18 protein-coding genes are annotated in these 25,792 nt (G+C 71.2%); 10 read left to right on the top strand and 8 right to left on the bottom strand.

From position 1 onward, the window contains the following. The first annotated feature begins 49 nt into the window (after positions 1-49). Together RR3_RS01310 and RR3_RS01305 are read left to right on the top strand one after the other, a co-directional pair. Complete coding sequence (locus RR3_RS01310) at positions 50-3,850, top strand: ABC transporter ATP-binding protein (protein WP_010592416.1); 3,801 nt, start codon at positions 50-52, stop codon at positions 3,848-3,850. Between the two features lie 107 nt (positions 3,851-3,957). Beyond that, a complete protein-coding gene (locus tag RR3_RS01305) occupies positions 3,958-7,776 on the top strand; it encodes a multifunctional oxoglutarate decarboxylase/oxoglutarate dehydrogenase thiamine pyrophosphate-binding subunit/dihydrolipoyllysine-residue succinyltransferase subunit (RefSeq protein WP_072786284.1) in 3,819 nt (1,272 codons plus the stop codon). An 82-nt stretch (positions 7,777-7,858) separates the two neighbouring features. On the opposite strand, the gene RR3_RS01300 is transcribed toward RR3_RS01305, so the two are convergent. Continuing rightward, complete coding sequence (locus RR3_RS01300; RefSeq protein ID WP_010592418.1) at positions 7,859-8,527, bottom strand: TetR/AcrR family transcriptional regulator; 669 nt, start codon at positions 8,525-8,527, stop codon at positions 7,859-7,861. Between the two features lie 70 nt (positions 8,528-8,597). Between RR3_RS01300 and RR3_RS01295 the strand changes: the two genes are divergently transcribed. The 3 genes from RR3_RS01295 to RR3_RS01285 are packed head-to-tail and all read left to right on the top strand — an operon-like array spanning position 8,598 to position 11,933. Continuing rightward, positions 8,598-10,181 carry a flavin-containing monooxygenase gene (locus RR3_RS01295; protein ID WP_017681985.1) on the top strand — a complete coding sequence of 528 codons (1,584 nt, stop codon included), beginning with the start codon at positions 8,598-8,600 and terminating at the stop codon, positions 10,179-10,181. Then, positions 10,178-11,005 (top strand): SDR family NAD(P)-dependent oxidoreductase, encoded by an 828-nt coding sequence (locus RR3_RS01290; RefSeq protein ID WP_010592420.1) that lies wholly within the window; start codon positions 10,178-10,180, stop codon positions 11,003-11,005. The genes RR3_RS01295 and RR3_RS01290 overlap by 4 nt, the downstream gene beginning before the upstream one ends. Positions 11,006-11,015: 10 nt before the next feature. Continuing rightward, entirely contained in the window at positions 11,016-11,933 is a 918-nt protein-coding gene (locus tag RR3_RS01285) for an alpha/beta hydrolase (protein ID WP_010592421.1), read from the top strand. On the opposite strand, the gene RR3_RS01280 is transcribed toward RR3_RS01285, so the two are convergent. From RR3_RS01280 to RR3_RS01265, 4 genes are all read right to left on the bottom strand, one after another. Then, entirely contained in the window at positions 11,892-12,827 is a 936-nt protein-coding gene (locus tag RR3_RS01280; RefSeq protein ID WP_228287171.1) for a glycine betaine ABC transporter substrate-binding protein, read from the bottom strand. The genes RR3_RS01285 and RR3_RS01280 overlap by 42 nt on opposite strands. A gap of 97 nt (positions 12,828-12,924) precedes the next feature. Then, the gene (locus tag RR3_RS01275; protein ID WP_026138053.1) at positions 12,925-14,118 is read right to left on the bottom strand and encodes an NAD(P)-dependent malic enzyme; all 1,194 of its coding nucleotides are present in this window, start codon (positions 14,116-14,118) and stop codon (positions 12,925-12,927) included. 445 nt (positions 14,119-14,563) lie between these two features. After that, a complete protein-coding gene (locus tag RR3_RS01270; protein WP_010592424.1) occupies positions 14,564-14,986 on the bottom strand; it encodes a hypothetical protein in 423 nt (140 codons plus the stop codon). After that, positions 14,983-15,837, bottom strand: coding sequence for a PHP domain-containing protein (locus RR3_RS01265; RefSeq protein WP_017681983.1), 855 nt, complete (start codon positions 15,835-15,837; stop codon positions 14,983-14,985). Before RR3_RS01265 ends, RR3_RS01270 begins: the two co-directional genes overlap by 4 nt. Positions 15,838-15,949: 112 nt before the next feature. On the opposite strand from RR3_RS01265, the gene corA reads away from it, so the two are divergent. Together corA and RR3_RS01255 are read left to right on the top strand one after the other, a co-directional pair. Continuing rightward, entirely contained in the window at positions 15,950-17,017 is a 1,068-nt protein-coding gene (gene corA / locus RR3_RS01260) for a magnesium/cobalt transporter CorA (RefSeq protein ID WP_010592426.1), read from the top strand. After that, positions 17,008-18,819, top strand: coding sequence for a hypothetical protein (locus tag RR3_RS01255; RefSeq protein WP_017681982.1), 1,812 nt, complete (start codon positions 17,008-17,010; stop codon positions 18,817-18,819). The genes corA and RR3_RS01255 overlap by 10 nt, the downstream gene beginning before the upstream one ends. Positions 18,820-18,845: 26 nt before the next feature. On the opposite strand, the gene RR3_RS01250 is transcribed toward RR3_RS01255, so the two are convergent. Then, positions 18,846-19,433, bottom strand: coding sequence for a suppressor of fused domain protein (locus RR3_RS01250; RefSeq protein WP_010592428.1), 588 nt, complete (start codon positions 19,431-19,433; stop codon positions 18,846-18,848). A gap of 94 nt (positions 19,434-19,527) precedes the next feature. Between RR3_RS01250 and RR3_RS01245 the strand changes: the two genes are divergently transcribed. Together RR3_RS01245 and RR3_RS01240 are read left to right on the top strand one after the other, a co-directional pair. After that, positions 19,528-20,373 (top strand): ParB N-terminal domain-containing protein, encoded by an 846-nt coding sequence (locus RR3_RS01245; RefSeq protein ID WP_010592429.1) that lies wholly within the window; start codon positions 19,528-19,530, stop codon positions 20,371-20,373. A 182-nt stretch (positions 20,374-20,555) separates the two neighbouring features. Next, positions 20,556-22,253 carry a RecQ family ATP-dependent DNA helicase gene (locus RR3_RS01240; protein WP_017681981.1) on the top strand — a complete coding sequence of 566 codons (1,698 nt, stop codon included), beginning with the start codon at positions 20,556-20,558 and terminating at the stop codon, positions 22,251-22,253. Between the two features lie 114 nt (positions 22,254-22,367). Here RR3_RS01240 and RR3_RS01235 read toward each other — a convergent pair whose 3' ends face one another. Beyond that, positions 22,368-22,904 carry a DUF1360 domain-containing protein gene (locus RR3_RS01235; protein WP_026138052.1) on the bottom strand — a complete coding sequence of 179 codons (537 nt, stop codon included), beginning with the start codon at positions 22,902-22,904 and terminating at the stop codon, positions 22,368-22,370. A gap of 100 nt (positions 22,905-23,004) precedes the next feature. Then, positions 23,005-24,111, bottom strand: a complete 1,107-nt coding sequence (locus tag RR3_RS01230) for a winged helix DNA-binding domain-containing protein (protein ID WP_017681979.1) — start codon at positions 24,109-24,111, stop codon at positions 23,005-23,007. Positions 24,112-24,234: 123 nt separating this feature from the next. Between RR3_RS01230 and RR3_RS01225 the strand changes: the two genes are divergently transcribed. After that, the gene (locus RR3_RS01225) at positions 24,235-25,743 is read left to right on the top strand and encodes an MFS transporter (RefSeq protein ID WP_064066159.1); all 1,509 of its coding nucleotides are present in this window, start codon (positions 24,235-24,237) and stop codon (positions 25,741-25,743) included. The last annotated feature ends 49 nt before the right edge of the window (positions 25,744-25,792 follow it).

Here is a 25,792-nt window from a genome sequence, read left to right as displayed (position 1 = left end):
TGACCGTGGCCCGCGTCCTGTCGGCCGCCGGGGCTAATGTCGAAAAGCGATGGCACACGACGCGCGTTCCCCCGGTTGGATCCGTCGGCTGGGCGCGGAGGCCTGGCAGCACCGCCGCGTCGCGCTCGGCGCACTGACCGTCACCGTCGTCGCCGCACTGATCGACATCACCTTCCCGCTGCTGACCAAGCTGGCACTCGACAGCGCCACCCACCCGGAGGGGCACGACCTGCAGCTGATCGGTCTGGCGGCGGCGGCGATCGCGGGGGGCGCGGTGGTGCGGTTCGGGTGCCAGTACGGCCGGCGGATGCTCGCCGGCCGGCTCTCCCTCGACGTGCAGCACGACCTGCGGCTCGGTCTGCTCGCCTCTCTGCAGCGGCTCGACGGACGCGGCCAGGACCAGATCCGCACCGGGCAGGTGGTGTCGCGCTCCATCACCGACCTGCAACTCGTCCAGGGTCTGCTCGCGATGGTCCCCATGTCGGCGGGGGCGCTGCTGCAGTTCGTCCTGGCACTCGTGATCATGGCGGTGCTCTCCCCGCTGCTGACCCTGGTCGCCCTCGTCACCGTGCCGGTGATCGCCGGGGTGGTGGCCCTCGTCCGGCCCAAGCTGTTCGCGGCGACGTGGTCGGCGCAGCAACGCGCCGCCGACCTGGCCCAGCACGTGGAGGAGACCGTCACCGGGGTGCGGGTGGTCAAGGGGTTCGGGCAGGAGGGCCGCGCCGTCGACCAGCTCGAACAGCACGGTCGCGCCCTCTACGCCGAGCGCATGCGCGCCGCCCGGATCAACGCCGCGTTCGCCGCCCCGATGGGGGCCATCCCGCAGCTCGGGCTCGTCGCCGTGATCGCGCTCGGCGGCTGGCTGGCCCTGCAGGGCACCGTCACCGTCGGCACGTTCCTCGCGTTCGCCGCCTACCTGGCGACGATGACGGCGACCACCCGCACGCTGTCGTCGGTGGTGATCATGGCGCAGCTCTCCCGGGCGGCGGTCGAGCGGGTGTACGAGGTGATCGACACCGAACCCGACGTCGCCGACCCGCCGCACCCGGTGCCGTTGCCGGAGGGACCGCTCGGGCTGGTCCTCGATTCGGTGACCTTCGGCTTCGAGCCCGGCCGGCCCGTCCTCGACGGTCTCGATCTCGAACTGGCGCCGGGCGAGACCGTCGCCGTGGTCGGCGCCGCCGGCTCCGGCAAGACCGCGCTGTCGCTGCTGCTGCCCCGGTTCTATGCCCCCGAGTCCGGGACGGTGTACGTCACCGCCGCCGACGGCGAACGAATCGACGTCGGGGCCCTGCGTGCCGAGCAGTTGCGCGAGGCGGTGAGCCTGGTGTTCGACGAGCCGTTCCTGTTCTCGGACACGATCGCCGCGAACATCGCGCTCGGCCGGCCCGAGGCGAGCGCCGAGGAGATCCGCGCCGCCGCGCGGGCCGCGTGCGCGGACGAGTTCGTCGAGGCGCTCCCCGAGGGGTACGACACCGTGGTCGGCGAGCGGGGGCTGACGCTCTCCGGTGGGCAGCGGCAGCGGGTCGCGCTGGCCCGTGCGTTGCTGCTCGATCCTCGGGTGCTGATTCTCGACGACGCGACCTCGGCCGTGGACGCGGAGACGGAGGCCGCGATCTTCGCGGCGCTGCGGGCACGCCCGAAGCGCACCACGCTGATCCTCGCGCACCGGCGGTCCACGCTCTCCCTCGCCGACCGGGTCGCGGTGCTCGACGGCGGCCGCGTGGCCGACTCCGGAACGGTCCACGAACTCGAGACGCGCAATGCCCTGTTCCGGGCCCTGCTCACTGGCGACGAGGACGAGGCGCCCGAGCCGGAGCGCACCGACGGGCACGCCCTCGGCGCGTTGTGGCCGGAGGCGGCGCCCGGCTCCGATCCGGTCGTGGTGCGGGCGGCCGCACCGCAGGGGGGCCCGGGCGGTGGCGGCCGCGGCGGCGGTCCGATGAGCGGCGCCCTCGGGTCGGTCGCCCCGACGCCGGCGCTGCGCCGGGCGGTCGAGGCGTTGCCCCCGGCCACCGAGCGACCGGGGCTGGACACGGCACAGCTGCGGCGCCCCGACCCCGAGTTCCGCCTCTCCCGGACGCTGCGGCCGGTGCGGTGGCTGCTGGCGGCGGTGGTGTTGTGCCTGGCGGTCGAGTCGCTGACGTCGATCGCGTTCCCGTCGATCGTGCGCTACGCCGTCGACCGGGGCGTCACGCCGGGCGAACCCGGCCCGTTGTGGGCGGCCACCGCCGTGGGTGCCGCGCTGGCGCTGCTGGCGTGGCTGGTAGTGGCGCTGCTCACCGTGCTCACCGCGCGTGCCGGTGAGCGGGTGCTGTTCGGGTTGCGGGTGCGCAGCTATGCGCACCTGCAGCGGCTGGGGCTGGACTACTACGAGCGGGAACTGTCCGGCCGCATCATGACCCGGATGACCACCGACGTCGACGCACTCTCGTCGTTCATCCAGACCGGGTTGTCCACGGCGGTCGTGAGCGTGCTGACGCTGGCCGGGATCTCCGTCGCCCTGCTGGCCACCGACCTCACCCTGGGGCTGGTGGCGCTGGCGGTGGTGCCGCCGCTGCTCGCGGCGACACTGTGGTTCCGGCGGGTCTCGTCCACGGCCTACTCGGTCTCCCGTGAACGCATCTCGCTGGTCAATGCGGACTTCCAGGAGAACATCACCGGGTTGCGGGCAGCCCAGGCATACCGCCGCGAGGAATTCGCGGCCCGCCGGTTCGCCGAACGCGCCGATGCGTACCGGCGCAGCCGGATGCGCTCCCAGCGGGCCATCTCGCTGTACTTCCCGTTCATCGCGCTGCTGTCCGACCTCGCGCTGGCCGCGGTGGTGTTCGTCGGGGCCCGGGAGGTGGCGTCGGGCGCGACGACCGCGGGCGTGCTCGTCGCATTCGTGCTCTACCTCGGTCTGTTGTTCGGTCCCATCCAGCAGTTGTCGCAGGTGTTCGACAGCTATCAGCAGGCCCGGGTGGGACTGCGCCGGATCGGTGACCTGCTGCGGACCGAGAGTTCCCTCGAGACGGGCGGCACCGGCACGGTGCCGATCCCGGGACATCTGCGCGGCGACGTACGGCTCGAGCAGGTCGGGTTCCGCTACGCGGGTGCCGACGCGGACGCGCTCACCGGCGTGGACCTGCACTTACCGGCCGGTTCGACGGTGGCACTGGTCGGACGCACGGGGGCCGGCAAGTCCACGATCGTCAAACTGCTGGCCCGGTTCTACGATCCGACGTCCGGTTCGGTGCGCGTGGACGACGTCGACCTGCGCGGCTACCGACTGCCCGAGTACCGGGCCCGGCTCGGCGTCGTCCCGCAGGAAGCGCATCTGTTCACCGGCACCGTCGCGAGCAACATCGCCTACGGGCGGCCCGACGCGGAGCGCACGGCGATCGAGGCGGCGGCCCGCGCAGTGGGGGCGCTCGACATGATCGCCGGTCTGCCGGGCGGCATGCTGCATCCCGTCGGCGAGCGGGGGCAAGGCCTGTCCGCCGGGCAACGTCAGCTCGTCGCGCTGGCCCGGGCCGAACTCGTCGATCCGGACCTGCTGCTGCTCGACGAGGCCACCGCGACTCTCGACCCGGGCACCGAACGCGCGGTGCTCGCGGCGGGCGAGTCGGTGACCCGCAGCCGCACCGCCGTGGTGGTGGCCCACCGATTGGCGACCGCGGCCCGCTCCGACCTGATCGTGGTGGTCGACGGCGGGCGCATCGTGGAGACCGGATCGCACGACGCGCTGCGTCACGCCGGAGGCGTGTACACGACCCTCTGTGATGCGGCCCAAATGCGGGCAGGGAATAATCGGCTGTCGAGAACCGTCGTCGATGGGGACCCCGTCGACTCAGAGATTGTGAGGTAGGTCTCGACCGTGGCAGAGCTTTTTTGTTCGTCACAGTCGCGGGCTAGCCTCATATACATAGGCACTCCGATCGGGTACCGAAGAAAGAAACGAGGCGAACAACTGCCGTGAGCAGCAGCTCTACTTCCCAGTTCGGACAGAACCAGTGGTTGGTTGACGAGATGTACCAGCGGTTCCAGGACGATCCGTCGTCCGTGGACGCCAGCTGGCACGAATTCTTGACGGACTACTCCCCGGAGGCGGCGGTCGCAGGTGGCGCGAACGGTGCCACGCAGACCCAGCGTCCGGCGCAGAGTTCCGCTCCGACCTCCACCGAATCCACTCCCGCCTCGAAGGCCGCCCCGGCCGAGACTCCGCCGAAGGCCACCCCCGCCCCGGCGAAGTCCGACACCGCCCCGGCGAAGTCCGACACCGCCCCGGCGAAGGCCGGCACCGCCCCGGCGAAGGCCGCTCCGAAGCCGGCCGAGCCCGCCGCCAAGCCGGCGGCCGCGAAGCCGGCCCCCGCGAAGCCCGCCGCCAAGCCGGCCCCCGCGAAGCCCGCCGCTTCGGCTACCCAGGAAGAGTCCAAGGTTCTCCGTGGCGCTGCTGCTGCCGTCGCGAAGAACATGAACGCCTCGCTTTCGATCCCGACCGCCACCAGTGTGCGCGCCATCCCTGCGAAGCTGATGGTCGACAACCGGATCGTCATCAACAACCACCTCGCCCGTACCCGCGGCGGCAAGGTGTCGTTCACCCACCTGCTCGGCTACGCCATCGTGCAGGCGGTGAAGGCGTTCCCGAACATGAACCGCCACTTCGCCGAGATCGACGGCAAGCCGAACGCGGTCACTCCCGCGCACACCAACCTCGGGCTGGCCATCGACCTGGCCGGCAAGGACGGCAACCGTTCGCTCGTCGTCGCCGCGATCAAGAACTGCGAGTCGATGAACTTCGCGCAGTTCTATTCCGCGTACGAGGACATCGTCCGTCGTGCGCGCGACGGCAAGCTCACCGCCGAGGACTTCTCCGGGGTCACCATCTCGCTGACCAACCCGGGCGGCATCGGCACCGTGCACTCGGTGCCCCGCCTGATGCCGGGCCAGGGCGCCATCATCGGCGCCGGCGCGATGGAGTACCCGGCCGAGTTCCAGGGTGCCTCCGACGAGCGCATCGCCGAGCTCGGCGTCGGCAAGCTCATGACGTTGACCTCCACGTACGATCACCGCATCATCCAGGGCGCGGAGTCCGGCGACTTCCTGCGGACCGTCCACAACCTGCTCATCAGCGACGATTTCTACGACGAGATCTTCCACACGCTGCACATCCCCTACGAGCCGGTCCGCTGGCGCAAGGACGTGCCGGAAGGCGCCGTCGACAAGAGCACCCGCGTCCTCGAGCTGATCGCCGCCTACCGCAGCCGCGGCCACCTGATGGCCGACACGGATCCGCTGCAGTTCGTCAAGGACAAGTTCCGGTCGCACCCGGACCTCGACGTCACCACCCACGACCTGACCCTCTGGGACCTCGACCGGGAGTTCAACGTCGGCGGCTTCCACGGGCAGCAGCGCATGAAGCTGCGCGACGTGCTGTCGGTGCTGCGGGACGCCTACTGCCGCCACGTCGGCGTGGAGTACACCCACATCCTCGACCCCGAGCAGCAGCAGTGGCTGCAGGAGCGCGTCGAGGCGCACCACGTCAAGCCGACCGTGGCACAGCAGAAGTACATCCTCAGCCGCCTCAACGCCGCCGAGGCGTTCGAGACGTTCCTGCAGACCAAGTACGTCGGCCAGAAGCGGTTCTCGCTCGAGGGCGCCGAGTCGGTCATCCCGATGATGGACGCGATCATCGACCAGGCCGCCGAGCACGAGCTCGACGAGGTCGCCATCGCGATGCCGCACCGCGGCCGCCTGAACGTGCTGGCCAACATCGTCGGCAAGCCGTACTCGAAGATCTTCACCGAGTTCGAGGGCAACCTGAACCCGGCCGCTGCCCACGGATCCGGCGACGTGAAGTACCACCTCGGCGCCGAGGGCAACTACATCCAGATGTTCGGCGACAACGACATCAACGTCTCGCTCACGGCGAACCCGTCGCATCTCGAGGCCGTCAACCCGGTCCTCGAGGGCCTCGTGCGCGCCAAGCAGGACATCCTGGACAAGGGCGAGGGTGGCTTCACCGTCATGCCGCTGCTGCTGCACGGTGACGCGGCGTTCGCCGGCCAGGGTGTCGTGGCCGAGACCCTCAACCTCGCGCTGCTACGGGGCTACCGCACCGGCGGCACCGTGCACATCGTCGTCAACAACCAGGTCGGCTTCACCACGGCCCCCGAGCACTCGCGGTCGTCGGAGTACTGCACCGACGTCGCGAAGATGATCGGCGCGCCGATCTTCCACGTCAACGGCGACGACCCGGAGGCGTGCGTGTGGGTGGCCCGCCTCGCCGTGGACTTCCGCGAGAAGTTCAACAAGGACGTCGTCATCGACATGATCTGCTACCGCCGTCGCGGCCACAACGAGGGCGACGACCCGTCGATGACGCAGCCGGCGATGTACGACGTGATCGACACCAAGCGCAGCGTCCGCAAGAGCTACACCGAGTCCCTCATCGGTCGTGGCGACATCTCGCTCAAAGAGGCCGAGGACGCGCTGCGCGACTACCAGGGCCAGCTCGAACGGGTCTTCAACGAGGTCCGCGAGCTCGAAAAGTTCAAGCCGGAGCCGTCCGAGTCGGTCGAGCTCGACCAGACGCCGCCGGCGAAGCTGACCACCGCGGTCGACAAGTCGGTGCTCGAGCGGATCGGCGACGCGTTCGTCAACGTCCCCGAGGGCTTCTCCGTGCATCCGCGCGTCAAGCCAGTCATCGAGAAGCGTCGCGAGATGTCCCGTGAGGGCCACATCGACTGGGCGTACGCCGAGCTGCTCGCGTTCGGTTCGCTGGTCGAGCAGGGCGCGCTGGTGCGTCTGGCCGGCCAGGACTCGCGCCGCGGCACGTTCACCCAGCGTCACGCGGTGCTCATCGACCGCAAGACCGGCGCCGAGTACACCCCCCTGCAGCAGGTCGCGGCCGAGGGCGGCAAGGGCGGCAAGTTCATGGTGTACGACTCGGCGCTCACCGAGTTCGCGGGCCTGGGCTTCGAGTACGGCTACTCCGTGGGCAACCCCGAGGCGCTGGTGCTGTGGGAGGCGCAGTTCGGCGACTTCGTCAACGGCGCGCAGTCCATCATCGACGAGTTCATCTCCTCCGGCGAAGCCAAGTGGGGCCAGCTCTCCGACGTGGTGCTGCTGCTGCCGCACGGCCACGAGGGCCAGGGCCCGGACCACACCTCGGGCCGCATCGAGCGGTTCCTGCAGCTGTGTGCGGAGGGTTCGATGACGGTGGCCATGCCGTCCACCCCGGCAAGCTACTTCCACCTGCTGCGCCGGCATCACCTCGACGGGATCCGCCGTCCGCTGGTGGTGTTCACGCCGAAGTCGATGCTGCGCAACAAGGCCGCGGTCAGCAACCTCGAGGACTTCACCAACGGTAAGTTCCGCTCGGTGTTCGAGGAGCCGATGTACGAGAGCGACGGCGGCGACCGCGAGAAGGTCACCCGGGTTCTGCTGACCTCCGGCAAGCTCTACTGGGAGCTGAAGGCCAAGAAGGACAAGGAGAAGCGGGACGACGTCGCGATCCTGCGGATCGAGCAGCTGTACCCGGTGCCGCGCCGGCGTATCGCCGAGGCACTCGACCGGTACCCGAACGCGCACGAGTTCTTCTGGGTGCAGGAGGAGCCGGCCAACCAGGGCGCGTGGCCGTTCCTGGGCCTGGCGCTGCCGGAGATGCTGCCCGAGAAGCTGTCGGGCATCAAGCGGGCGTCGCGCCGCGCGATGTCGGCGCCGTCGTCCGGGTCGAGCAAGGTGCACGCTGTCGAGCAGCAGGAGATCCTGGAGAAGGCGTTCGGTCAGTAGGTCACCGGCGGTACCCCGCGGTTCTCACACGAGCCGGGTCGCGCCTGCCCTTCGGGGCAGCCGGCCCGGCTCGCGCCGTTTCCTACGATCCAGCGACGTGACCGAATGTCACATCCGGTCGATCGAATCGACTGGATGTCACATTCGGCCCGCCGGCAGCCAGGGCGAGCGCCGGCAGAGCCGCGACGGCCAGGTCCACGAACTCCTCGCGGGTGAGCTGCGGGTCCCGCAGCCAGGCGATCGTGGTGTCCTCGACGAACGCGATCCAGCCGCGCACCGCCAGGGTTACGGCGGGGCCGGCGTCGATGCCGATGCGGTGCAGGTGCGCGACGGTACGTTCGACCATCGCGGTGCGGGTGTCCTCGAAGACCTGTCGCATGTCCGGATCCCCGCTCGCGGTGCCGCGCAGCATCGACAGGTAGGTGTCGCGGTGGTCGGTGACGTAGTCGACGTACGCGACGATCGTGCCGCGCAGCATGTCCATCGGTTCGAGGCTGTCGTCGGGTGCGGTGCGCTCGAGCATGTCGCGGCTGGTGTGCCGGACGAGTTCGACGTGGAAGTCGTGCTTGGACGCGAAGTAGTGGAACAGCAGCCCGCGCGACACCCCGGCCTGATCGGCGATCTCCTCCACGGAGATCTGCTCGAGCGGCCGTTCGGCGAGCAGCTGGACGCCGAGGTCGACGAGCTGGGCTCGGCGCTCGGCAGGACTGAGCCTGGTGCGCTTGACGATGTTGCCCTTCACAGGTGCCATGCAAACATTCTTGTTGAATCGTAGTCAACAGCTATTGACCCCCACTCAGTATGGCCCTACGCTCATTTACATGAGTCTTCCGGTAACAGACACCATCGCCACCGATGCGCACCCGCGTCAGGTCGACACGCTGATCATCGGCAGCGGGTTCGCCGGACTCGGCGCCGCCGTCCGACTGACGCAGGCCGGCAAGGACTTCGTGGTCCTCGAACGCGGCTCGGAGGTCGGCGGCACCTGGCGCGACAACACGTACCCGGGCGCCGCGTGCGACGTTCCCTCCAATCTGTACTCCTACTCGTTCGCCCTGAACCCGGGCTGGACGCGGTCCTTCTCGCCTCAGCCCGAGATCCAGGCCTACATCGCCTCGATCGCCGACAAGTACGACGTGCGCCGCCGCACCGTCTTCGGCTGCGACGTGCAGACCGTCCGCTGGAACGACGCCACCCACCGGTGGGACGTGCAGACCACCAAGGGCGCGTTCGAGGCCCGGATCGTCGTCTCCGCCGTCGGCGCGCTGTGCGAACCGGCGCTGCCCGACATCGAGGGCATCGACCGGTTCCGGGGCGAGATCTTCCACTCCGCCCGGTGGAACCACGACGCGGACCTCACCGGCAAGCGCGTCGCCGTGATCGGCACCGGCGCCTCCTCGATCCAGATCGTGCCCGCCATCGCCGGCAAGGTCGCCCACCTCGACGTCTACCAGCGCACCGCGCCATGGGTGCTGCCGCGCGCCGACCGCGAGTACACCCCCGTCGAGCGGCTCGCGTTCCGCCACCTGCCCGGATTCCAGCGCCTGTCCCGCGCCCTGCAGTACCTCACCCGCGAGACACAGGTCGTCGGCCTCGCCAAGGCACCGGCGTTCATGAAGCCGCTCGAGCTCGCCGCCCGCACGCACATCCGCCGCCAGATCGCCGACCCCGAGCTGCGCCGCAAGGTCACCCCGGACTTCCAGATCGGCTGCAAGCGGATGCTCATCTCCAACAACTACTACCCCGCGCTGGCCCGCCCGAACGTCGACCTGGTCACCGACGGCATCGCGGAGGTCACCGCGGACGGCATCGTCACCCGCGACGGCACCACCCGGCAGGTCGACGCCATCGTCGTCGCGACCGGTTTCCACGTCACCGACTCGCCCACCTTCGCCGGCATCTTCGGCAAGGACGGCCGCAGTCTCGCCGACGTCTTCGACGCCACCGGCATGCAGGGCTACAAGGGTGCCGCGGTCGCCGGGTTCCCCAACATGTTCTTCCTCGTGGGACCGAACACCGGCCTGGGCCACACCTCGATGGTGTACATGATCGAATCCCAGCTGAACTACGTCGTGGACGCGATCGAGACCATCGACCGCCATCGGATCGGCACCGTCGAGGTGCGCGCCGAGGTGCAGGACGACTACAACCGCAACCTGCAGGACGCCCTGAAGCGCAGCGTGTGGAACAACGGCGGCTGCGCGAGCTGGTACCTCGACAAGCACGGCAACAACACCACCCTGTGGCCGAGCTTCACGTTCGAGTTCCGCCGTATCACCCGGCATTTCGATCTGGATGCCTACCGCAGCGTCGCTGCGGCAGATCTCCCCCCGGTCCCGGCGCAGACGCCGGCGGCCGTTCGTGACACCGATGAGACCGACGCCCGGAAGGTGGCAGCACAGTGAGCGAGTTCGCAGGAAAGGTAGCTGTCATCACCGGCGCCGGATCGGGCATCGGCCGCGCTCTGGCGCTCGAGCTCGCCCGGCGCGGCGCCCGGCTGGCCCTGTCCGACGTCGACACCGTCGGGCTGGAGGAAACCGCGCGCCGGGCCCGCGATCTCGGCGCCGAGGTCAAGGCCGACCACCTCGACGTCACGCAGCGCGAGGCGGTGCTCGACTACGCCGACGCCGTCGCCGCCCACTTCGGCCAGGTCAACCAGATCTACAACAACGCCGGCATCGCCTACCACGGAGAGTTCGAGCGCTCGGAGTTCAAGGACATCGAGCGGATCATGGACGTCGACTTCTGGGGCGTGGTCAACGGCACCAAGGCGTTCCTGCCCCACGTCGTCGCGTCCGGCGACGGACACATCGTCAACGTCTCGAGCCTGTTCGGGCTGCTGTCCATCCCCGGTCAGAGCGCCTACAACTCCGCGAAGTTCGCCGTCCGCGGCTTCACCGAGTCCCTGCGCCAGGAAATGCTGATCGCCGGGCACCCCGTCAAGGTCAGCTGTGTCCATCCCGGCGGCATCAAGACCGCGATCGCCCGCAATGCGGCCGTCCCGGCGGGCGACGACCAGGAGTCCTTCGCCCAGTTCTTCGACCGCAAGCTGGCGCGCACCAGCCCGGAGGACGCGGCCCGCACCATCGTCGAGGGGGTGCGCAAGGGCCGGCCCCGGATACTCGTGGGCGCCGACGCGAAGGTCCTCGACGCCTGGGTACGCGCGGTGGGCCCGTCCTACCAGCGTGTCGTCGCATTCGTCAGTGGCCGCTTCGTGCCCAGGGGCTAGGGTCGCGGTCATGCCACAGCTCCCCCTGCCCGTCGTGCGGGCCGCGTTGCGTCCGGCGTACCGGCTGGCCCTCAACGCCCGGTTGCCGTACTCCGCCCAGCGACGGCTGCTCGAGCTGGTCGCCCCGATCCAGACCCTGCCCGAGGGCACGGTGGTCCGGCAGGTCACGCTCGCGGGCCGGCCGGCCGAACGCGTCACCGTCGGCGCCACCGAACGTCCCACCGCGGTGCTGTACCTGCACGGCGGCGCGTACACGGTGGGCTCCCCCGCCACGCACCGGTCCCTGGCCGCGCACCTGGCCGCGGCCTCGGGTTCGGCGGTCTACGTGCTCGACTACCGGCTGGCTCCCGAGCACCCCTACCCCGCCGCCCTGGACGACGCGGTCGGTGCGTACCTCGAGCTGGTGACCGAGCACGGCGTGACCCCGGGGACCGCCCCGATCGCCGGGGATTCGGCCGGGGGCGGGCTGGCGGTCGCGACGGCGCGACGGCTGATCGACCGGCACGGGGTCCGTCCCGCCGCCCTGGGTCTGATCGCACCGTTGGCCGACCCCGGCTCGCGCGACTTCCCGTTCGACCGGGACACGGTCCTCAACGCCGCCTGGATCTCGGCCTCGGCCCGCGCGTATCTCGGCGGGCACGACGCCGCCGACCCCGGCTACGCGCCCCTGCGGGGAGACCTGAACGGGCTGCCGCCGACGCTGATCCATGTCGGCACCGGCGAGATGCTGTACCCGCAGGTCACCGAGTTCGCCCGCAAGCTCCGCGACGCGGGTGTGGAGGTGACGGTCACCGAGCAGCGCGATCTGTGGCACGTGGCCCATCTGCAGGCCGCGCTGGTGGGTCAGGCCGCCGACGCGGTGGCACAGCTGGGCGGGTTCCTGCGTTCACACGTGCTCGGTGAGCCAGGCCTGCGCGACGACCGCTGAGTCCTCGCCGCCGTCGATCCGGCCGAGCATCTCGGCCAGGTCGGCGGTGGTGAGCTCGCCCGCGACGAGGCTCAGAGCCTCGAGCTGACGTTCCCCCAGGACGTGTTCGCGGAACACGGGGACGACGTTCTGGGCAGCGAACACCGGTGGCTCCGTGGCAGTTGCGTCCTCCGGATCCGTCCCGGGCGCGCGGTCCGGTGCGTCCTCGAGCGCGACCCCCGAGGTGTCGCGCGCGACGACCGAGGTGGTGGTCAGCGCGGCCGCGCTCGCACCCTGCGTGGCCGCGTGCAGCGCCACGTCGTCGTCGCCGGACTCGACACGGCCCGGGACGCAACCTCTTTCGGCCAGGTCCCGCAGGCCGTCGTTCACCTCGAACCCGCCGGACACCGTCACGGTCAGTTCGCCGCACCGGCCGAGAATTCCGGCCACTTCGGTGGTGCCGAGCCGCTCCGCGGTGGCATCGGACACGAGGAGCATCGAACGATCCTGGGCGGCAGCATAATCCGTGATCGCCAGGTCGTCGGGCAGGGAACGGGCGAGGGCCTCGAACACGTCCTCGGCGTCCGTGTCCGGGGCAGCCGGAGCGAAGTACCGCAGCAACCGGCCGGTGTAGTCCGGCACGAGGGTCACCTCGGCCGCGTCCAGCGCCGCCAGGTATCCGGCCCGGTCACCGAGCCCGGTTCGCAGTTCGGTACGGGTTCCGCTTCCGGCCAGGGCGCCGGCGTAGATGCGGGCCAGCAGTTCGCTCGCGACGTCGTCCCCGGATCCGACGACCACCGTGGCGGCATCCGCCGACTCGTCGAGAACCGACGGGCCGCACCCGGTCAGCACCGCGACGGCGACCGTCAGCCCGGCCGCCGTCCGTCCGAATCCCCCGCCGCGCCGTCTCCTCACGTTCCACACGTTGCCCATCCTCGCGCATCCCCGGAAAGCCGAACGCCCCGGCCGGAACCTGGGTGCGGGCTCCGGCCGGGGCGTGCGGTCGATCGCGTCAGTCGGTGACGCCCTCGGCCCGTGCCGCGGCCGCGACGGCCTCGGCGACGGCGGGCGCCACCCGCGGATCGAGAGGGCTCGGGACGATCTTGTCCACGGCCAACTCGTCACCGACGACCGAGAGGATGGCCTCGGCGGCGGCGAGCTTCATGCCTTCGGTGATGCGCCGGGCACCGGCGTCGAGCGCGCCCTTGAACACACCGGGGAAGGCCAGCACGTTGTTGATCTGGTTCGGGAAGTCGCTGCGCCCGGTCGCCACGATCGCGGCGTGCTTGGCGGCGATCGTCGGGTGGATCTCCGGGTCCGGGTTCGACAGCGCGAACACGATCGCACCGTCGGCCATCTCGGCGACGATCTCCTCGGGCACCGTGCCGGCCGAGACGCCGATGAACACGTCCGCACCGCTCAGGGCCTCGATCAGGCCGCCGTGCCGGCCGGCCGGGTTGGTCCGCGCGGCCAGGTCGACCTTGACCTCGTTCAGGTCGGTGCGCTCGCGCGAGACGATGCCCTTCGAGTCCAGCACGGTCACATCCGCGGCGCCGGCGGCGAGCAGGATGTTGGCCACCGCCACGCCGGCCGCGCCGGCACCGGAGATGACGATGCGCAGGCCGGACAGCTCCCGGTTCTGCACCTTGGCCGCACCCTTGAGCGCGGCGAGCGCGACGATCGCGGTGCCGTGCTGGTCGTCGTGCATGACCGGGCAGTCCAGCGCCTCGATCACGCGCTTCTCGATCTCGAAGCAACGCGGGGCCGAGATGTCCTCGAGATTGACCGCGCCGAAGCTCGGGCGCAGCCGGATCAGGGTCTCGACGATCGCGTCGGGGTCCTTGGTGTCGAGGACCAGCGGGATCGAGTTCAGGCCGGCGAACTTCTTGAACAGGGCGGACTTGCCCTCCATCACCGGCAGCGACGCGCGCGGGCCGATGTCACCGAGGCCGAGGACGGCCGAGCCGTCGGAGACGACCACCACCAGGCGGTTGGTCCAGGTGTAGCGGTCGGCGAGGGTCTCGTCGGCCGCGATCGCGCGGGAGACCTGCGCGACGCCGGGCGTGTAGGCGATCGACAGGTCCCGCTGCGTCTCCAGCGGTGCGGTGAGCTCGACGGACAGCTTGCCGTCGACGTGGCTGCCGAAGATTTCCTCGTCGGTCAACTCGACCTTCTGGGGGGTAGGTGCATCAGACACGATTGACACGATGACACTCCTGCTCGAGCCGGAACCACTCGGGTTCCGGTTACTGCGAAGTAGCTGCGCGACGGACATCGGGTGCAGCGCTTCGCCAAGGACATTTCGGTGAAGCTTCCGGGCGCGATCACGGTTACCGCTGTACAACGCTGTACGACTTCCGGAGCGTGATGGCGCCGAGGCGGGTGAGCCCTGGCGACGAGCCCTCTACAGGGTCTGCCATCTTCGTCCGGCTTCGAGGCGGTGGCACCGAGGCCGGATTGAGGAAAAGTTTGCCACCTTCACAAGCCAACAATCAAATCGGTATTTCTTGCGAATGTCTCACGATTTTCGGCGCTCACCTGTGAGTTTGGACAGCCGAGCCGCAATGTCGACCCCACGATCGGGGTCGTTCCGAGGCAAAAGCCCGAGATGCCGACCGGTTACCTGCCGGTAACGCACGGGGGTCCGAACGTCAGCCCCACCACTGGGTGAACATCAGAACCGCGCCCGTGAGATAGACCACAGCCACGCCCGCGACCGCGGCGAGACCACGCCGGCGGTCCGCGAACAGCTGCGCGGCCGTGGCGACGAGCGCCGCGACGACGTGCGCGGACAGCGACGCCGAACCCGGCCCCGGGAAATCCCGCTTGTCCCCCAGGTACTGCGCCACCCAGACCACCGCTGTCAGGACGATCACCGCGCCGCACACCACACCCGACAGGGCTCGCAGTCCCCGCACGACGAACCCGTCCCGACTCGGCGTCCCACCGCGGGGCGATGCCGCCGCGGGCGCCTCGTAGGCGTCGCGCCCGGAGCGGTGAGCGGAGTCGTCGTAGAAGTCGTCGTGCCCGACGGCGCGGTCGTCGCGGCGCGCCGGGCGGCCCCAGGTGCTCATCCCTCGAGCACCTCGACCCCGGTGGCCCGTGCCGTCAGCGCCTCGAACGCCTCGGGGTCCGTCGTGTACCGGCCGAGCGGGACGGCCTTGTTGCCGCCGTGGTAGTCGGACGACCCCGTGACGAACAGATCGAGCTTCGCCGCCATGTCCCGCATGAGCTGCGCGTCGGCCGGAGCGTGGTCCGGATGGTCCGCCTCGAGGCCGCCGAGGCCCAGTTCCGCGAGTTCCTCGATGTGGTCGAGTGCGAGCAGCCGGCCCCGGGACCGGGCACGGGCATGCGCCACGACGGTGACACCGCCGGCGTCGGCGACCATGCGCACGGCCTCCGACAGCGGAGTGTCCGCCTTGGTGACGTAGTAGCGACCCCGCGACGACAGCAGGTCCGCGAACGCGGCCTCGATGCTCGGAACGACCCCCGCCTCCACCAGCGCGCGCGCCAGGTGCGGCCGCCCGGCCACCGGACCGGCGGCGGTGACGATCCGTTCGGGATCGACGGGCAGCCCGTCGGCGGCCATCCGCTCGGCCATCGTCCGGATACGGCCCACCCGCTCCCCGCGCAGGCGCTCCCGCTCGACCGCGAACGCCTCGTTCCGCGGGTCGAACAGGTAGGCGAGCAGATGCACCGCCACGGGCCGGCCGTCCTCACCGCGTCCGGTGCACGACATCTCCATGCCGCGGATCAGCCGCAGTCCCGCAGGCAGGGCGTCGGCCGCCGCGTCCCAGCCGGCGGTGGTGTCGTGGTCGGTCAGGGCGACCACGTCGAGCCCGGCCTCGACCGCGGCACGGACGAGTCCCGCCGGGGTGTCGGTCCCGTCGGAGGCCAGCGAGTGGGTATGCAGATCGATACGCACCCCACCAGTGTGTCAGGTGCCGTCGTGCGGCCCCGGCGGGCGGTCCGGGGCGGGTTAGCATGACGCTGCGACCGCCCGGACGGGCCGGAGCGTGCTGCGCGGAAGGGAACCGATGCCGAACCTGCCCTCGCACCCGTCGCGCCGGACCGGCGCCCCGGCGTCCACCCTGCGCGTCCCCGCCGAGCGGGCGGTGGTGGACTGCGCCGTCTACGTCGACGGCGTGCGGCTGCCGGGCCGTTACGCCCACGGCGCGGCGCTCGAGGAGGTGCGCCGGCGCGGCGCCGGATTCGTGTGGCTCGGCCTGCACGAGCCCGACGAACAGCAGATGACGAGCGTGGGCCGCACGTTCGGGCTGCACGAACTGACGGTCGAGGACGCCGTGCACGCGCATCAGCGGCCCAAGCTCGAACGCTACGACGACGTGACGTTCCTCGTGCTGCGGACCGTGAACTACGTCGAACACGAGTCGGTGACCACGACCAAGGAGATCGTCGAGACCGGCGAGATCATGCTCTTCTGCGGCCGGGACTTCGTCGTCAGCGTCCGCCACGGCGACCACTCCGCGCTGGCGGACGTGCGGCATCGGCTCGAGGCCGCCCCGGAGCGGCTGGCGCTGGGTCCGTCGTCGGTGCTGCACGCCGTCGCCGACCACGTCGTGGACACGTACCTCGCCGTGGTCGACGCCGTGCAGCCGGACATCGACGACCTCGAGGAACTGGTGTTCACGCCCGACACCCGCATCGCGGTGGAGCAGATCTATCTGCTCAAGCGGGAGATCGTGGAACTGCGACGGGCGGTGCTCCCCCTCGCGACGCCGCTGCGCCAGCTGACCCGCGGCGCGGGCAATCCGGTGCCCAAGGAGGTGCGGCGCTACTTCCGGGACGTCGCCGATCATCACACCAAGGTGGCCGAGCGCATCGCGGACTACGACGAGACGCTGAGCACCCTCGTCGATGCCGCGATCGCGAAGGTGACGGTGCAGCAGAACACCGACATGCGCCGGATCTCGGCGTGGGTGGCGATCGCGGCCGTGCCCACGATGATCGCCGGGATCTACGGGATGAACTTCGACAACATGCCCGAACTGCACTGGGAGCACGGGTACTTCGTGGTCATCGGGGCGATCGTCGCGATCACCGTCGGCCTGTTCGTCACCTTCCGCCGCAACAAATGGCTCTGATCACCGCGGCGCGGGACCGCCTGACGCCGGTCGCTTCCGCAGGGCACACCCGTGGGACGTGGGTGCTCGCGGCGGCCCTCGTCCTGATCGTCCTGCAGCTGGCGGTGCGCTCCCTGCTCGCGTTCGGCGGGCAGTTCTACTGGGACGACCTGATTCTGGTCGGACGGGCGGGCCTGCACCCGCTGCTGTCGTTCGAGTTGCTCGGCTACGACCACGACGGCCATCTCATGCCGGGTGCGTTCGTGGTGGCCGACGTGATCACGAGCCTCGCACCGCTGCAGTGGTGGCCGGCGGCTGCGACGCTCGTGGCCGGCCAGGCGTTGGCGTCGCTGGCCGTGCTGCGCGTGCTGTGGTTGCTGCTCGGACCGCGGCCGGCGCTGCTCGGCCCGCTGCTGTTCTACCTGTTCACGCCCCTGACGCTGCCGGCGTTCGCGTGGTGGGCGGCGGGCCTGAATTCGCTGCCGCTGCAGGCGGGCCTGGCGTGGGTGGCCGGCGACGCGATCCGTGCGGCGCGCACGGGCCGACTCCGCTACGCGCTGAGCGGGACGGCGGTCACCGGCGTCGCACTGCTGTTCTTCGAGAAGTCGGTGCTGGTACCGGCGGTGGCCTTCGCGACCGTCGCGCTGATGTACGGGTTGGACGGCCACCCCCGGCCGGTGCGCACCGCGGCGCGACGCGCGGCGCCGCTGTGGCTCGGCTCGGCGCTGGTCCTCGCGGCCTGGGCGGCGGCGTACCTGTCCCTCGTCGAGTCCCGGTTCGGGGCGCCGACGGGCGACATGGTCCGGGGGCTGACGCACCACGGTGTCTCGTTCGGGGTGCTGCCGGCGCTGCTGGGCGGGCCGTGGCGATGGGACCGCTGGAATCCGGGACCGCCGTGGGCGGATCCGCCGACCGGGCTCGTCGTGGCGGCCTGGGCCGCGGTGCTCGCCGTCCTGGTGTGGTCGCTGCGGCGCAGCCGGCGCACGGGCTGGGTGTGGGCCGCGACGGCCGCCTACGTGGCGGCCTCGACGGCCGCGATGATCACCACCCGCTTCGGCCCGGACACGACGTACGAACTGGCCCAGACCCTGCGCTACCACACCGACACGGCCGTGGTCGTCGCGATCGGAACGGCCCTGATCCTGCGCGCCGGCCCACGCGACGACCCGCGGCGCGCACCCGCGCGGCGGATCGTCGCCGCCGGGTGCGCGGTGGTCTTCACGGCGAGCTGTCTGTGGTCCACGACGACCTTCGCGCGCACCTGGGCCGACAACCCCACCGGCGCCTACCTGGCCGCCGCGAGGTCCGCGCTCACCGCACGCCCCGACGTGCCGATCCTCGACCATCCCGTGTCGGTGTGGGTGCTCCTGCCGGTCACCCACCCCCACAACCTCCTGAGCCGGGTGTTCTCGCCGTTGCCGGGACGCGCCGAGATCGGCGCCGTCACCACCGAACTGCAGGTGCTCGACGACCGGGGACGACTCGTGCCGGCGGAACTCGTTCCGGTGCGGCACGTGCTGCCCGGTCCGGTGCCCGACTGCGGGCATCTGCTCACCGAGTCGAGGACGACCGTGCTGCCCGCCGACACGGCGCTCGTGGGCGGGGAGTGGACGGTGCAGCTGAACTACCGCGCCTCCGCGGACGGCGAGATCGAGGTGGGGTTTCCCGCCGCCCCGCGGGTGCGGGTACCGGTCACCGAGGGACTGGGCACGGCCTACGCACGGGTCCCGGGCGCAGGCACCGGGCTGCAGGCCCGCTCGGCATCGGCGGGACTCGACGTGTGCCTGGCGGGGGGCCCGATCGGCGTCGTCGTCCCGCGCTGACCGCGCCCGTCACATTCGGGCTCCCGTCACATTCGGGCCGGGGCGCGGTTCGGGTCCCGCACGTCGATGCCGGCCTCCGACCACGCCTCGCGCAGCGCGTCGCCGCCGCGCAACCGCTTCCACGCGGCCTCGGTGCCCGTCAGCGGGATCACCTCGAAGAACCGCACCGGGTCGGCGGGCTCGGGCAGTACCAGTTCGGGGACGTCGCTCGGCTCGAGCATCACCGCGGTGAAGGGTGCCCCCTGCCACAACGGCTCCCCCAGGTCGAGCAGGGCGTCGTCGGTGAGGACGACGCCCTCCACCGCGGGCAGTGCCGCGAGCGTCGCGAGCGTGCGGACCAGCCCCGGCAGAGTGCCGGTGAGGCCGCGCATGCTCAGAATCAGTTCGGCGCGCGGCCCCCGCGTCGGGTCGGCGACCGTCGCGGTGGGGTCGCCCATCGGATGCCGCGAACACCCCAGGGTCGCGAACCGCACGAGGTCCGGCTGTTCCACGCGGAACCGCAGCACCTCGACGGGTTCGAGTCCGAGGAACGTCACGGACGCCGTCTCCGGCTCGGCGCCCCCGAAGCGGGCGCTGAGATGGGCACGGACGGCGGGCAGCACGGCGTCGATCACCCCTGCAATGTAGACCCGGCGCGGGGCTCGTGCCGCCGGTGCGTCCCGCACCGATCCGGGTCACCGGGAGCCCGTCCGCCGGTACCGTCGTGTCATGGTGCGAGACACCGGCTTCCCCGGCGCCGATGCCGGCGACGACTTCTCCCGGCAGCGCCGGCGCGCCGAGTACGCGCGACTGATCGCCTGGCTTCGCCGCGAACCCGGGGACGTCAACGCCGTGCTGCCGTTCGACGCCGTCGTGCGGGCGCTGGGCCGGGTCGGGGAACGGCGTCTGGGGCTGCAGAGCATCGACGTGGCCTCGATCGTCGGCAGCGTGGACCGGACCGAGGATTTCGACCGGCGGTTCCGGCCCACGTCGGCCCGGCTGCGCCAGCGATGGGAGAAGCTGGCCACGGCCCGCCGCCGGGGCGAGGCCGTGCCGCCGATCACGGTGTACCGGGTCGGGTCGATGCACTTCGTGGTGGACGGGCACCACCGCGTCTCCATCGCCTACGCCCGCGGGGACGCGACCATCGACGCCTACGTGACCGAGATCGTCACCCGGATCTCGCCCGAGGGGGTGAGCCAGCACTCGGACCTGATGCGGAAGGACCACTACCGGATGTTCCTGAGCCGGGTGCCACTCACCGGCGAGCGGCGCGACGCGGTGACCGTCCGGGACCCGTGGGACTACGCCGAGCTGGCCGAGTGCATCGAGGCGTGGGGTTTCCGGCTCATGCAGGAGCGCGGCGAGTTCCTCACCCGCGACGTGGTGGCGCAGCGCTGGTTCGACGAGGAGTTCGTGCCCGTGGTCGACATGGTGCGGGCGGCGGGGATGCTGCGCACCCGAACCGACGCCGAGGCGTACCTGTGGCTGGCCGGCGAACGGTACCGGCTCGTGCGGCGGCACGTGTGGAACGAGGAGATCATCGAGCGGCTGAAGCGGCGGGCCCCCCGGTGAGCGCACGCCGGCCGGTTTGATCCCGCGGCGCCGGAGGTATGCCCCCGGCAGCCACCGAGGGCGTCCGCCGGACGCGCGGACGCCCGGGCCGGTCGAGCAGCGTGCCGGCGCCGGTCCGCGCGGGGGGACCCCGCGCTCCGTACCCTGGTCGGCAGGACCGGGCCCACGACAGGAGAACGCGCTTGACGGCGACCGTGCAGGACGCAGCGGACACCACCCGGGACGTCCGGACCGAGCTGAGCGCGGCCGCGCGCCGCGTGTTCGGCTGGGAGGAGCTGCGTCCCGGCCAGCTCGACGCGATGGAACCACTGGTGCAGGGCCGGGACGTGCTCGCGGTGATGGCCACCGGATCGGGCAAGTCGGCGATCTACCAGGTGCCGGCGCTGCTGATCGAGGGCACCACCCTGGTGATCTCCCCGCTCATCGCGCTGCAGAACGATCAGATCGCGGGGCTCGACGCCACCTCGGCGCCGGACGCGGTCGCGATCAACTCCCGGCAGCGGGCGTCGGAGACCGCAGCCGCGTGGGAGACGATCCGTGAGCGCACCGTGGAGTACGTCTTCCTGGCGCCGGAACAGCTCGCCAACGACGAGGTGGTGGCCCGACTCGCCGCCGCCCGCGTCTCCCTCGTGGTAGTCGACGAGGCGCACTGCGTGTCCGCGTGGGGTCACGACTTCCGGCCCGACTACCTGCGCCTGGCCGATGCGCTCGACCGCCTCGGCCGGCCCCCGGTGGTGGCGCTCACGGCCACCGCGTCGCCGCCGGTGCGGCAGGAGATCGTCGAGGAGCTGCGCCTGCGCGACCCGGTGGTCATCGCCAGCGGGTTCGACCGGCCCAACATCGACCTGGCCGTCGAGCGGTACACCGCCGACGCCGACAAGCGCCGGGCGGTGGTCGAGACCGTCGCCGGACTCGAGACCCCCGGGCTGGTGTACACCGCGACCCGCAAGGACGCCGAGTTCTACGCGGCCGAGCTGACCGAACGGGGACTGCGGGCGGCCGCGTACCACGCCGGTCTGCCGGCGGCCACGCGCGAGCGGGTGCACCACGGATTCCTCGACGACGAACTCGAGGTGGTGGTGGCGACCTCCGCGTTCGGCATGGGCATCGACAAGCCCGACGTGCGGTTCGTCGCCCACGCCTCCGCGCCGGATTCCGTGGACAGCTACTACCAGCAGATCGGCCGCGCCGGCCGCGACGGGCTCGAGGCGAAGGCGCTGCTGTTCTACCGGCCCGAGGACCTGTCGCTCGCGAAGTTCTTCACCACCCACCGCCCGGACGAGGACCTGCTCGGCCGGGCCTTCACCGCGCTGGCGCGCGCGAAGTCACCGAAACGACTGAAAAGCCTTCGCGCCGAACTGGATATCCGGGGACGAACCCTCACCAACGCGGTCAACCTGCTCGAACGCGCGGGTGTGGTCTCCTCGGGACGCAAGGGGCTCACCGCACGCACCGTCGAGGTGGAGATCGCCGTCCGCCGCGCGGCCGAGGTGGCCGCGGTCGGTGAACGGATGGACCGCTCGCGCGTGGAGATGATGCGGGGCTACGCCGAAACCCGTGGCTGCCGCAGGCAGTTCCTGCTCGGGTACTTCGGCGAGTCGCTACCCGATCCGTGCGGGCACTGTGACTGCTGCCGCGAGGGAATCCACGAGCACCGACCGGAATCGCCGAAACACGGCCCTTACGAGCCGATTCCGCTGCACACCCGAGTGGTGCACGCGCAGTGGGGTCCCGGCGAGGTGATGAGCGCGGAGCCGGACCGGATCACCGTGCTGTTCGACGAGTACGGCTACCGCACGCTGTCGCTCGAGGCGGTGGAGGAGCACGATCTGCTGCGCCCCGAGAACTCGGAGCCCGAACCGGAGCCGGACATCGCCTGACGGATCCCAGGGGGCGCCCCGTAAATCCGCCCGCGACTTCGGAATCCGCCCCCGCCGTGGCGTGGGCGGATTCCGAACCGGCGCGGTAATCCTGCCCCGCCCCGGACGGCGGCCTCACTCGACGCTCTGCTGCGCCTTCGCGTAGGCGAACTGGAGGAAGTCTGCCCCGGCGAGGGCGGCGAACAGCCCGGCGACGAGCCGGGTCGGACGCGGTGCGAAGACCATTCCGATGGTGAAGAACGTCGCGACCCACATGTCGAAGCAGAAGGGGCAGCTCAGCAACTCGCCCAGGCTGTGCCGGAGACTGTTGCTCGGTCCGCGGACCTCCTCCATCACCTCGGCCGGGCCGCCCTGCTCCTTGTAGCGCGTGAAGGGCGCGCGAATGGGGCTGGTCACCGCGTCCTTCGTCACCGTGCGCGACAGCTTGTGCGTGCCGAGGGCGAGCACGACGAGGTCCTGCCCGCTCAGACGCTCCGGCAGTCGACGCCCGGTGACCACCGCGGCGATCACCGCGACGGTGACCAGCGTGCTGTACCCGGCGAGGACCTTCGTGTAGCCCCGGAGGGGTATGTCCTCCCCGCCGGTGTACTCGCGGGTCTGTTCGCGGACGGCGTCGACGAGGTCGACGGACGTCTCGGTCTGATTGCTCATCTGCTTCTCCTGCACGTAGCTCGGTCCGCGCAGTAGTACCCACGCACGGCTGTACCCACGCACGGCTGTACCCACGCACGGCTGCCGCCACGCCTCTCCGCTACCCCGCGGGGAATCGCACCTCGTGCGTGGGGGCGGTCGCCCCGCCGAACCGCGCCAGCCGCAGCCCCTCCGCCTCGACCGCCGAGCGTTGCCGGGCCGTCAGGCGCCGCCACGGGGTCACCTCGAGTACGGCCGAGTCCTTCGCGACGGCCAGTTTCGCGGTTCCGGCGACCGTCCCGTCGACGAGGACGGCGGAGCGCACGATGCCGTTCTGCGTCACGATCCGGCGACGGTGCTCGTCGGAGACGATCCGGGTCCGGTCGGCGTGCGAGAGCAGGACGTTGTCGTACGGCGCGAGGATCCGCACCGGCGCCGGTGTCGCCGGATCCGGGCGCGGGGCGTCGGGCAGGTCGAACAGCTCGACGCCGTTCTCGTCCCGGAACACCTCGAGCGACGGGCGCAGCCGTTCGAACACCTCCCCGAGCCGCGTCAGCCCCGACCAGGCCTGGGCGTCGCGCACGCTCGCGGGCCCGAACGCGGCGAGGTATCGCCGGAGGACGACGGCCGGGTCCGGCCGTGCCGGTCCGCGACCGGTCCACTCGTCGAGCGGGGTGAGTCGCGGCTGCCCGGAGCGCCCCCACAGCCCCCGCGGCGGCACCTGCACCAGCGGGAGCAGGTTCCGCAGCCCGTAGGCGAGCGCGGCCGGATCGCGGCCGGGGAATCGCTCCGCGAGCAACGGGCGCAGCTCCTGCAGGCTGCGGGGGGCGTCGCCGAGCAGGTCGCGGCCTGCCGCGGCGAGCTCACGCAGGTCCACCCCGGCCAGACCGGCCGCGTACTGGGTGTTGGTGGCCAGGTCCCGGTCCAGCAGTGGCTGGACCCAGTCCCGCAGCGCCGCAGCGTCGGCGGCCGAGACTGCGAAGACCGTGCCGCGCATGAGTACGGTGCGCACCACGTGCCGTCCCTCGATGAGGTCGGCGAGGGCCGCGGGCCGGAACCGCCGCAACCGCGCCCACAGCGCGAAGTAGGGCGGTGTCGGGGCCTGCGCCTGCAGGCCCAGCAGGTGCTCGACCGCGTCGAGCACCGGGAGGTCGGCACGATGCAACAGATGCTGACGGGCGAGGGTGGCGCGGCCGAGAGCACGGACGGTGAGGGTGCGCGGCGTCACGGGAACACCCTGCCACGGCGGACCGACACGGCCTCGTCGGCGCCTGCACCTGGACGGGGCAACCGAGCGTCCGGTAGATGTTTAGTTGAGTTTAGTTTCATGTTGCAGCGTCGAGGAGAGCCGATGTCCGATCCGAGAGGTGCGCGGCTGCTGGTTCCGGTGCTGTGCTTCATCGTCACCACCATCGCCGTGATGCAGACGTCCGTCGTACCGATCGTCGGCACCATTCAGGAACAGCTGGGGGTGAGCACGACCGCCGCGGGCTGGGTCCTGACCGCGAACCTGCTCGCGGCCGCCGTCACCACTCCCCTGCTGGGCCGGCTGGCCGATCTGCGCGGCAAACGCCCGGTCCTGCTCACCGTCCTCGTCGTGGTGTTCGTCGGTTCGCTGCTGTGCGCCGCCGCGGACTCGTTCACGCTCCTGCTGATCGGCCGGGTCCTGCAGGGCGTGTCGTTCGCGCTGTTCCCCGTCGGCATTGCCGTGCTGCGGGCCGAACTGCCGCCGCAGCGGTTGATCGGGGCGATGGGCCTGTTCTCCGGAACGCTCGGCGTCGGTGGCGCGATCGGCATGGTGCTCACCGGCCTGATGGTCTCGGGCGGCGACTACCGTCGCGTGTTCTGGCTGGTGGCGGCGTTCAACGCCGTCGCGTTGCTGAGCGCGTTCCTCGTCGTGCCGCGACGACCGCGGTCCGCGGACGGACGGATCGACTGGCTCGGCGCGATCCTGCTGGCCGTCGGACTGGCGCTGGTGCTGCTGGCCCTGTCCGAGGGCGGAACGTGGGGTTGGGCGTCGGCGCTCACCCTCGGGAGCGCCGCACTCGGGCTGGCCGTGCTCGCGGCGTGGCTGCTCTTCGAACGGCACGTCGACGAGCCGCTCGTGCCGCCGCGGATGCTCACCGATCGGCCGGTGTTCGTGGTGCACGGCGCCGCGTTCCTCGTCGGCATGGCCATGTTCGTCAGCTTCCTCGCGACGGCGTACTTCGTGCAGACGCCGCCCGCCGTCGCCGGATACGGATTCGGCGCCACCGTGCTCGAGGCGACCGCGGTGTACATGCTGCCCGGCGCGCTCGTCGGGGTGGTCGCCGCGGCACTCGCGGGCCGGCTCATCCACCGGTTCGACGCCCGATGGGTGCTGATCGGAGCGTGCATTCTCGGGATCGCCGGCTTCGCCCTGGTGGCGGTCGTGCACGACCGGAGCTGGCAGCTGATCGTCTCCGGCATCCTCGTGACCACCTTCGTCAGCCTCGCCTATGCCGCACTGCCCGCCCTGCTCGTCGCCGAGATCCGTCCCGATCAGACCGGGGTTGCGAACAGCATCAACTCCATCGCCCGCACGGTGGGCAGTTCGCTCAGCAGTGCGGTGGTCACGACCCTGCTGGCCACGCTGACCGTTCGCGGCACGGGCGTCGTCGGCGAGAGCGCATTCGTCGCGGCATTCGGGTTGGGTGTCGCGGCCGCGGCCGTGGCCGCACTGCTCGTTCTCATCGGCGGGCGACCGGCCACGCGCGCACTGAGCGACCGCGAGGAGGACGAGGTCGAGGCGACGGCCCTGGCCGCCGAATGGAGCACGGTGTCCGGTCTCGCGGCGGAGCACACCGCGACCGGGCAGACCGACGCGGTCCGCCGGGGCTGACCTCGCGGTCGGGAACGGGACGGAACCGGGCGTCCTCAGCCCTTTCCCG

It is taken from the genome of Rhodococcus ruber NBRC 15591, assembly GCF_001894945.1.
Taxonomy (GTDB): Bacteria; Actinomycetota; Actinomycetes; order Mycobacteriales; family Mycobacteriaceae; genus Rhodococcus; species Rhodococcus ruber.
The sequence above is the reverse complement of the archived record's forward strand: the minus strand, read 5'-3'. Positions and strand labels throughout refer to the sequence as shown.

What these genes read in the sequence shown, in the direction of transcription:
- RR3_RS01235 (WP_026138052.1), bottom strand. Translation starts at nt 22,904, where the DNA reads ATGAGCAATCAGACCGAGACGTCCGTCGACCTCGTCGACGCCGTCCGC.
- corA (WP_010592426.1), top strand. Translation starts at nt 15,950, where the DNA reads ATGCCGAACCTGCCCTCGCACCCGTCGCGCCGGACCGGCGCCCCGGCG.
- RR3_RS01295 (WP_017681985.1), top strand. Translation starts at nt 8,598, where the DNA reads ATGAGTCTTCCGGTAACAGACACCATCGCCACCGATGCGCACCCGCGT.
- RR3_RS01270 (WP_010592424.1), bottom strand. Translation starts at nt 14,986, where the DNA reads ATGAGCACCTGGGGCCGCCCGGCGCGCCGCGACGACCGCGCCGTCGGG.
- RR3_RS01300 (WP_010592418.1), bottom strand. Translation starts at nt 8,527, where the DNA reads ATGGCACCTGTGAAGGGCAACATCGTCAAGCGCACCAGGCTCAGTCCT.
- RR3_RS01255 (WP_017681982.1), top strand. Translation starts at nt 17,008, where the DNA reads ATGGCTCTGATCACCGCGGCGCGGGACCGCCTGACGCCGGTCGCTTCC.
- RR3_RS01285 (WP_010592421.1), top strand. Translation starts at nt 11,016, where the DNA reads ATGCCACAGCTCCCCCTGCCCGTCGTGCGGGCCGCGTTGCGTCCGGCG.
- RR3_RS01310 (WP_010592416.1), top strand. Translation starts at nt 50, where the DNA reads ATGGCACACGACGCGCGTTCCCCCGGTTGGATCCGTCGGCTGGGCGCG.
- RR3_RS01225 (WP_064066159.1), top strand. Translation starts at nt 24,235, where the DNA reads ATGTCCGATCCGAGAGGTGCGCGGCTGCTGGTTCCGGTGCTGTGCTTC.
- RR3_RS01245 (WP_010592429.1), top strand. Translation starts at nt 19,528, where the DNA reads ATGGTGCGAGACACCGGCTTCCCCGGCGCCGATGCCGGCGACGACTTC.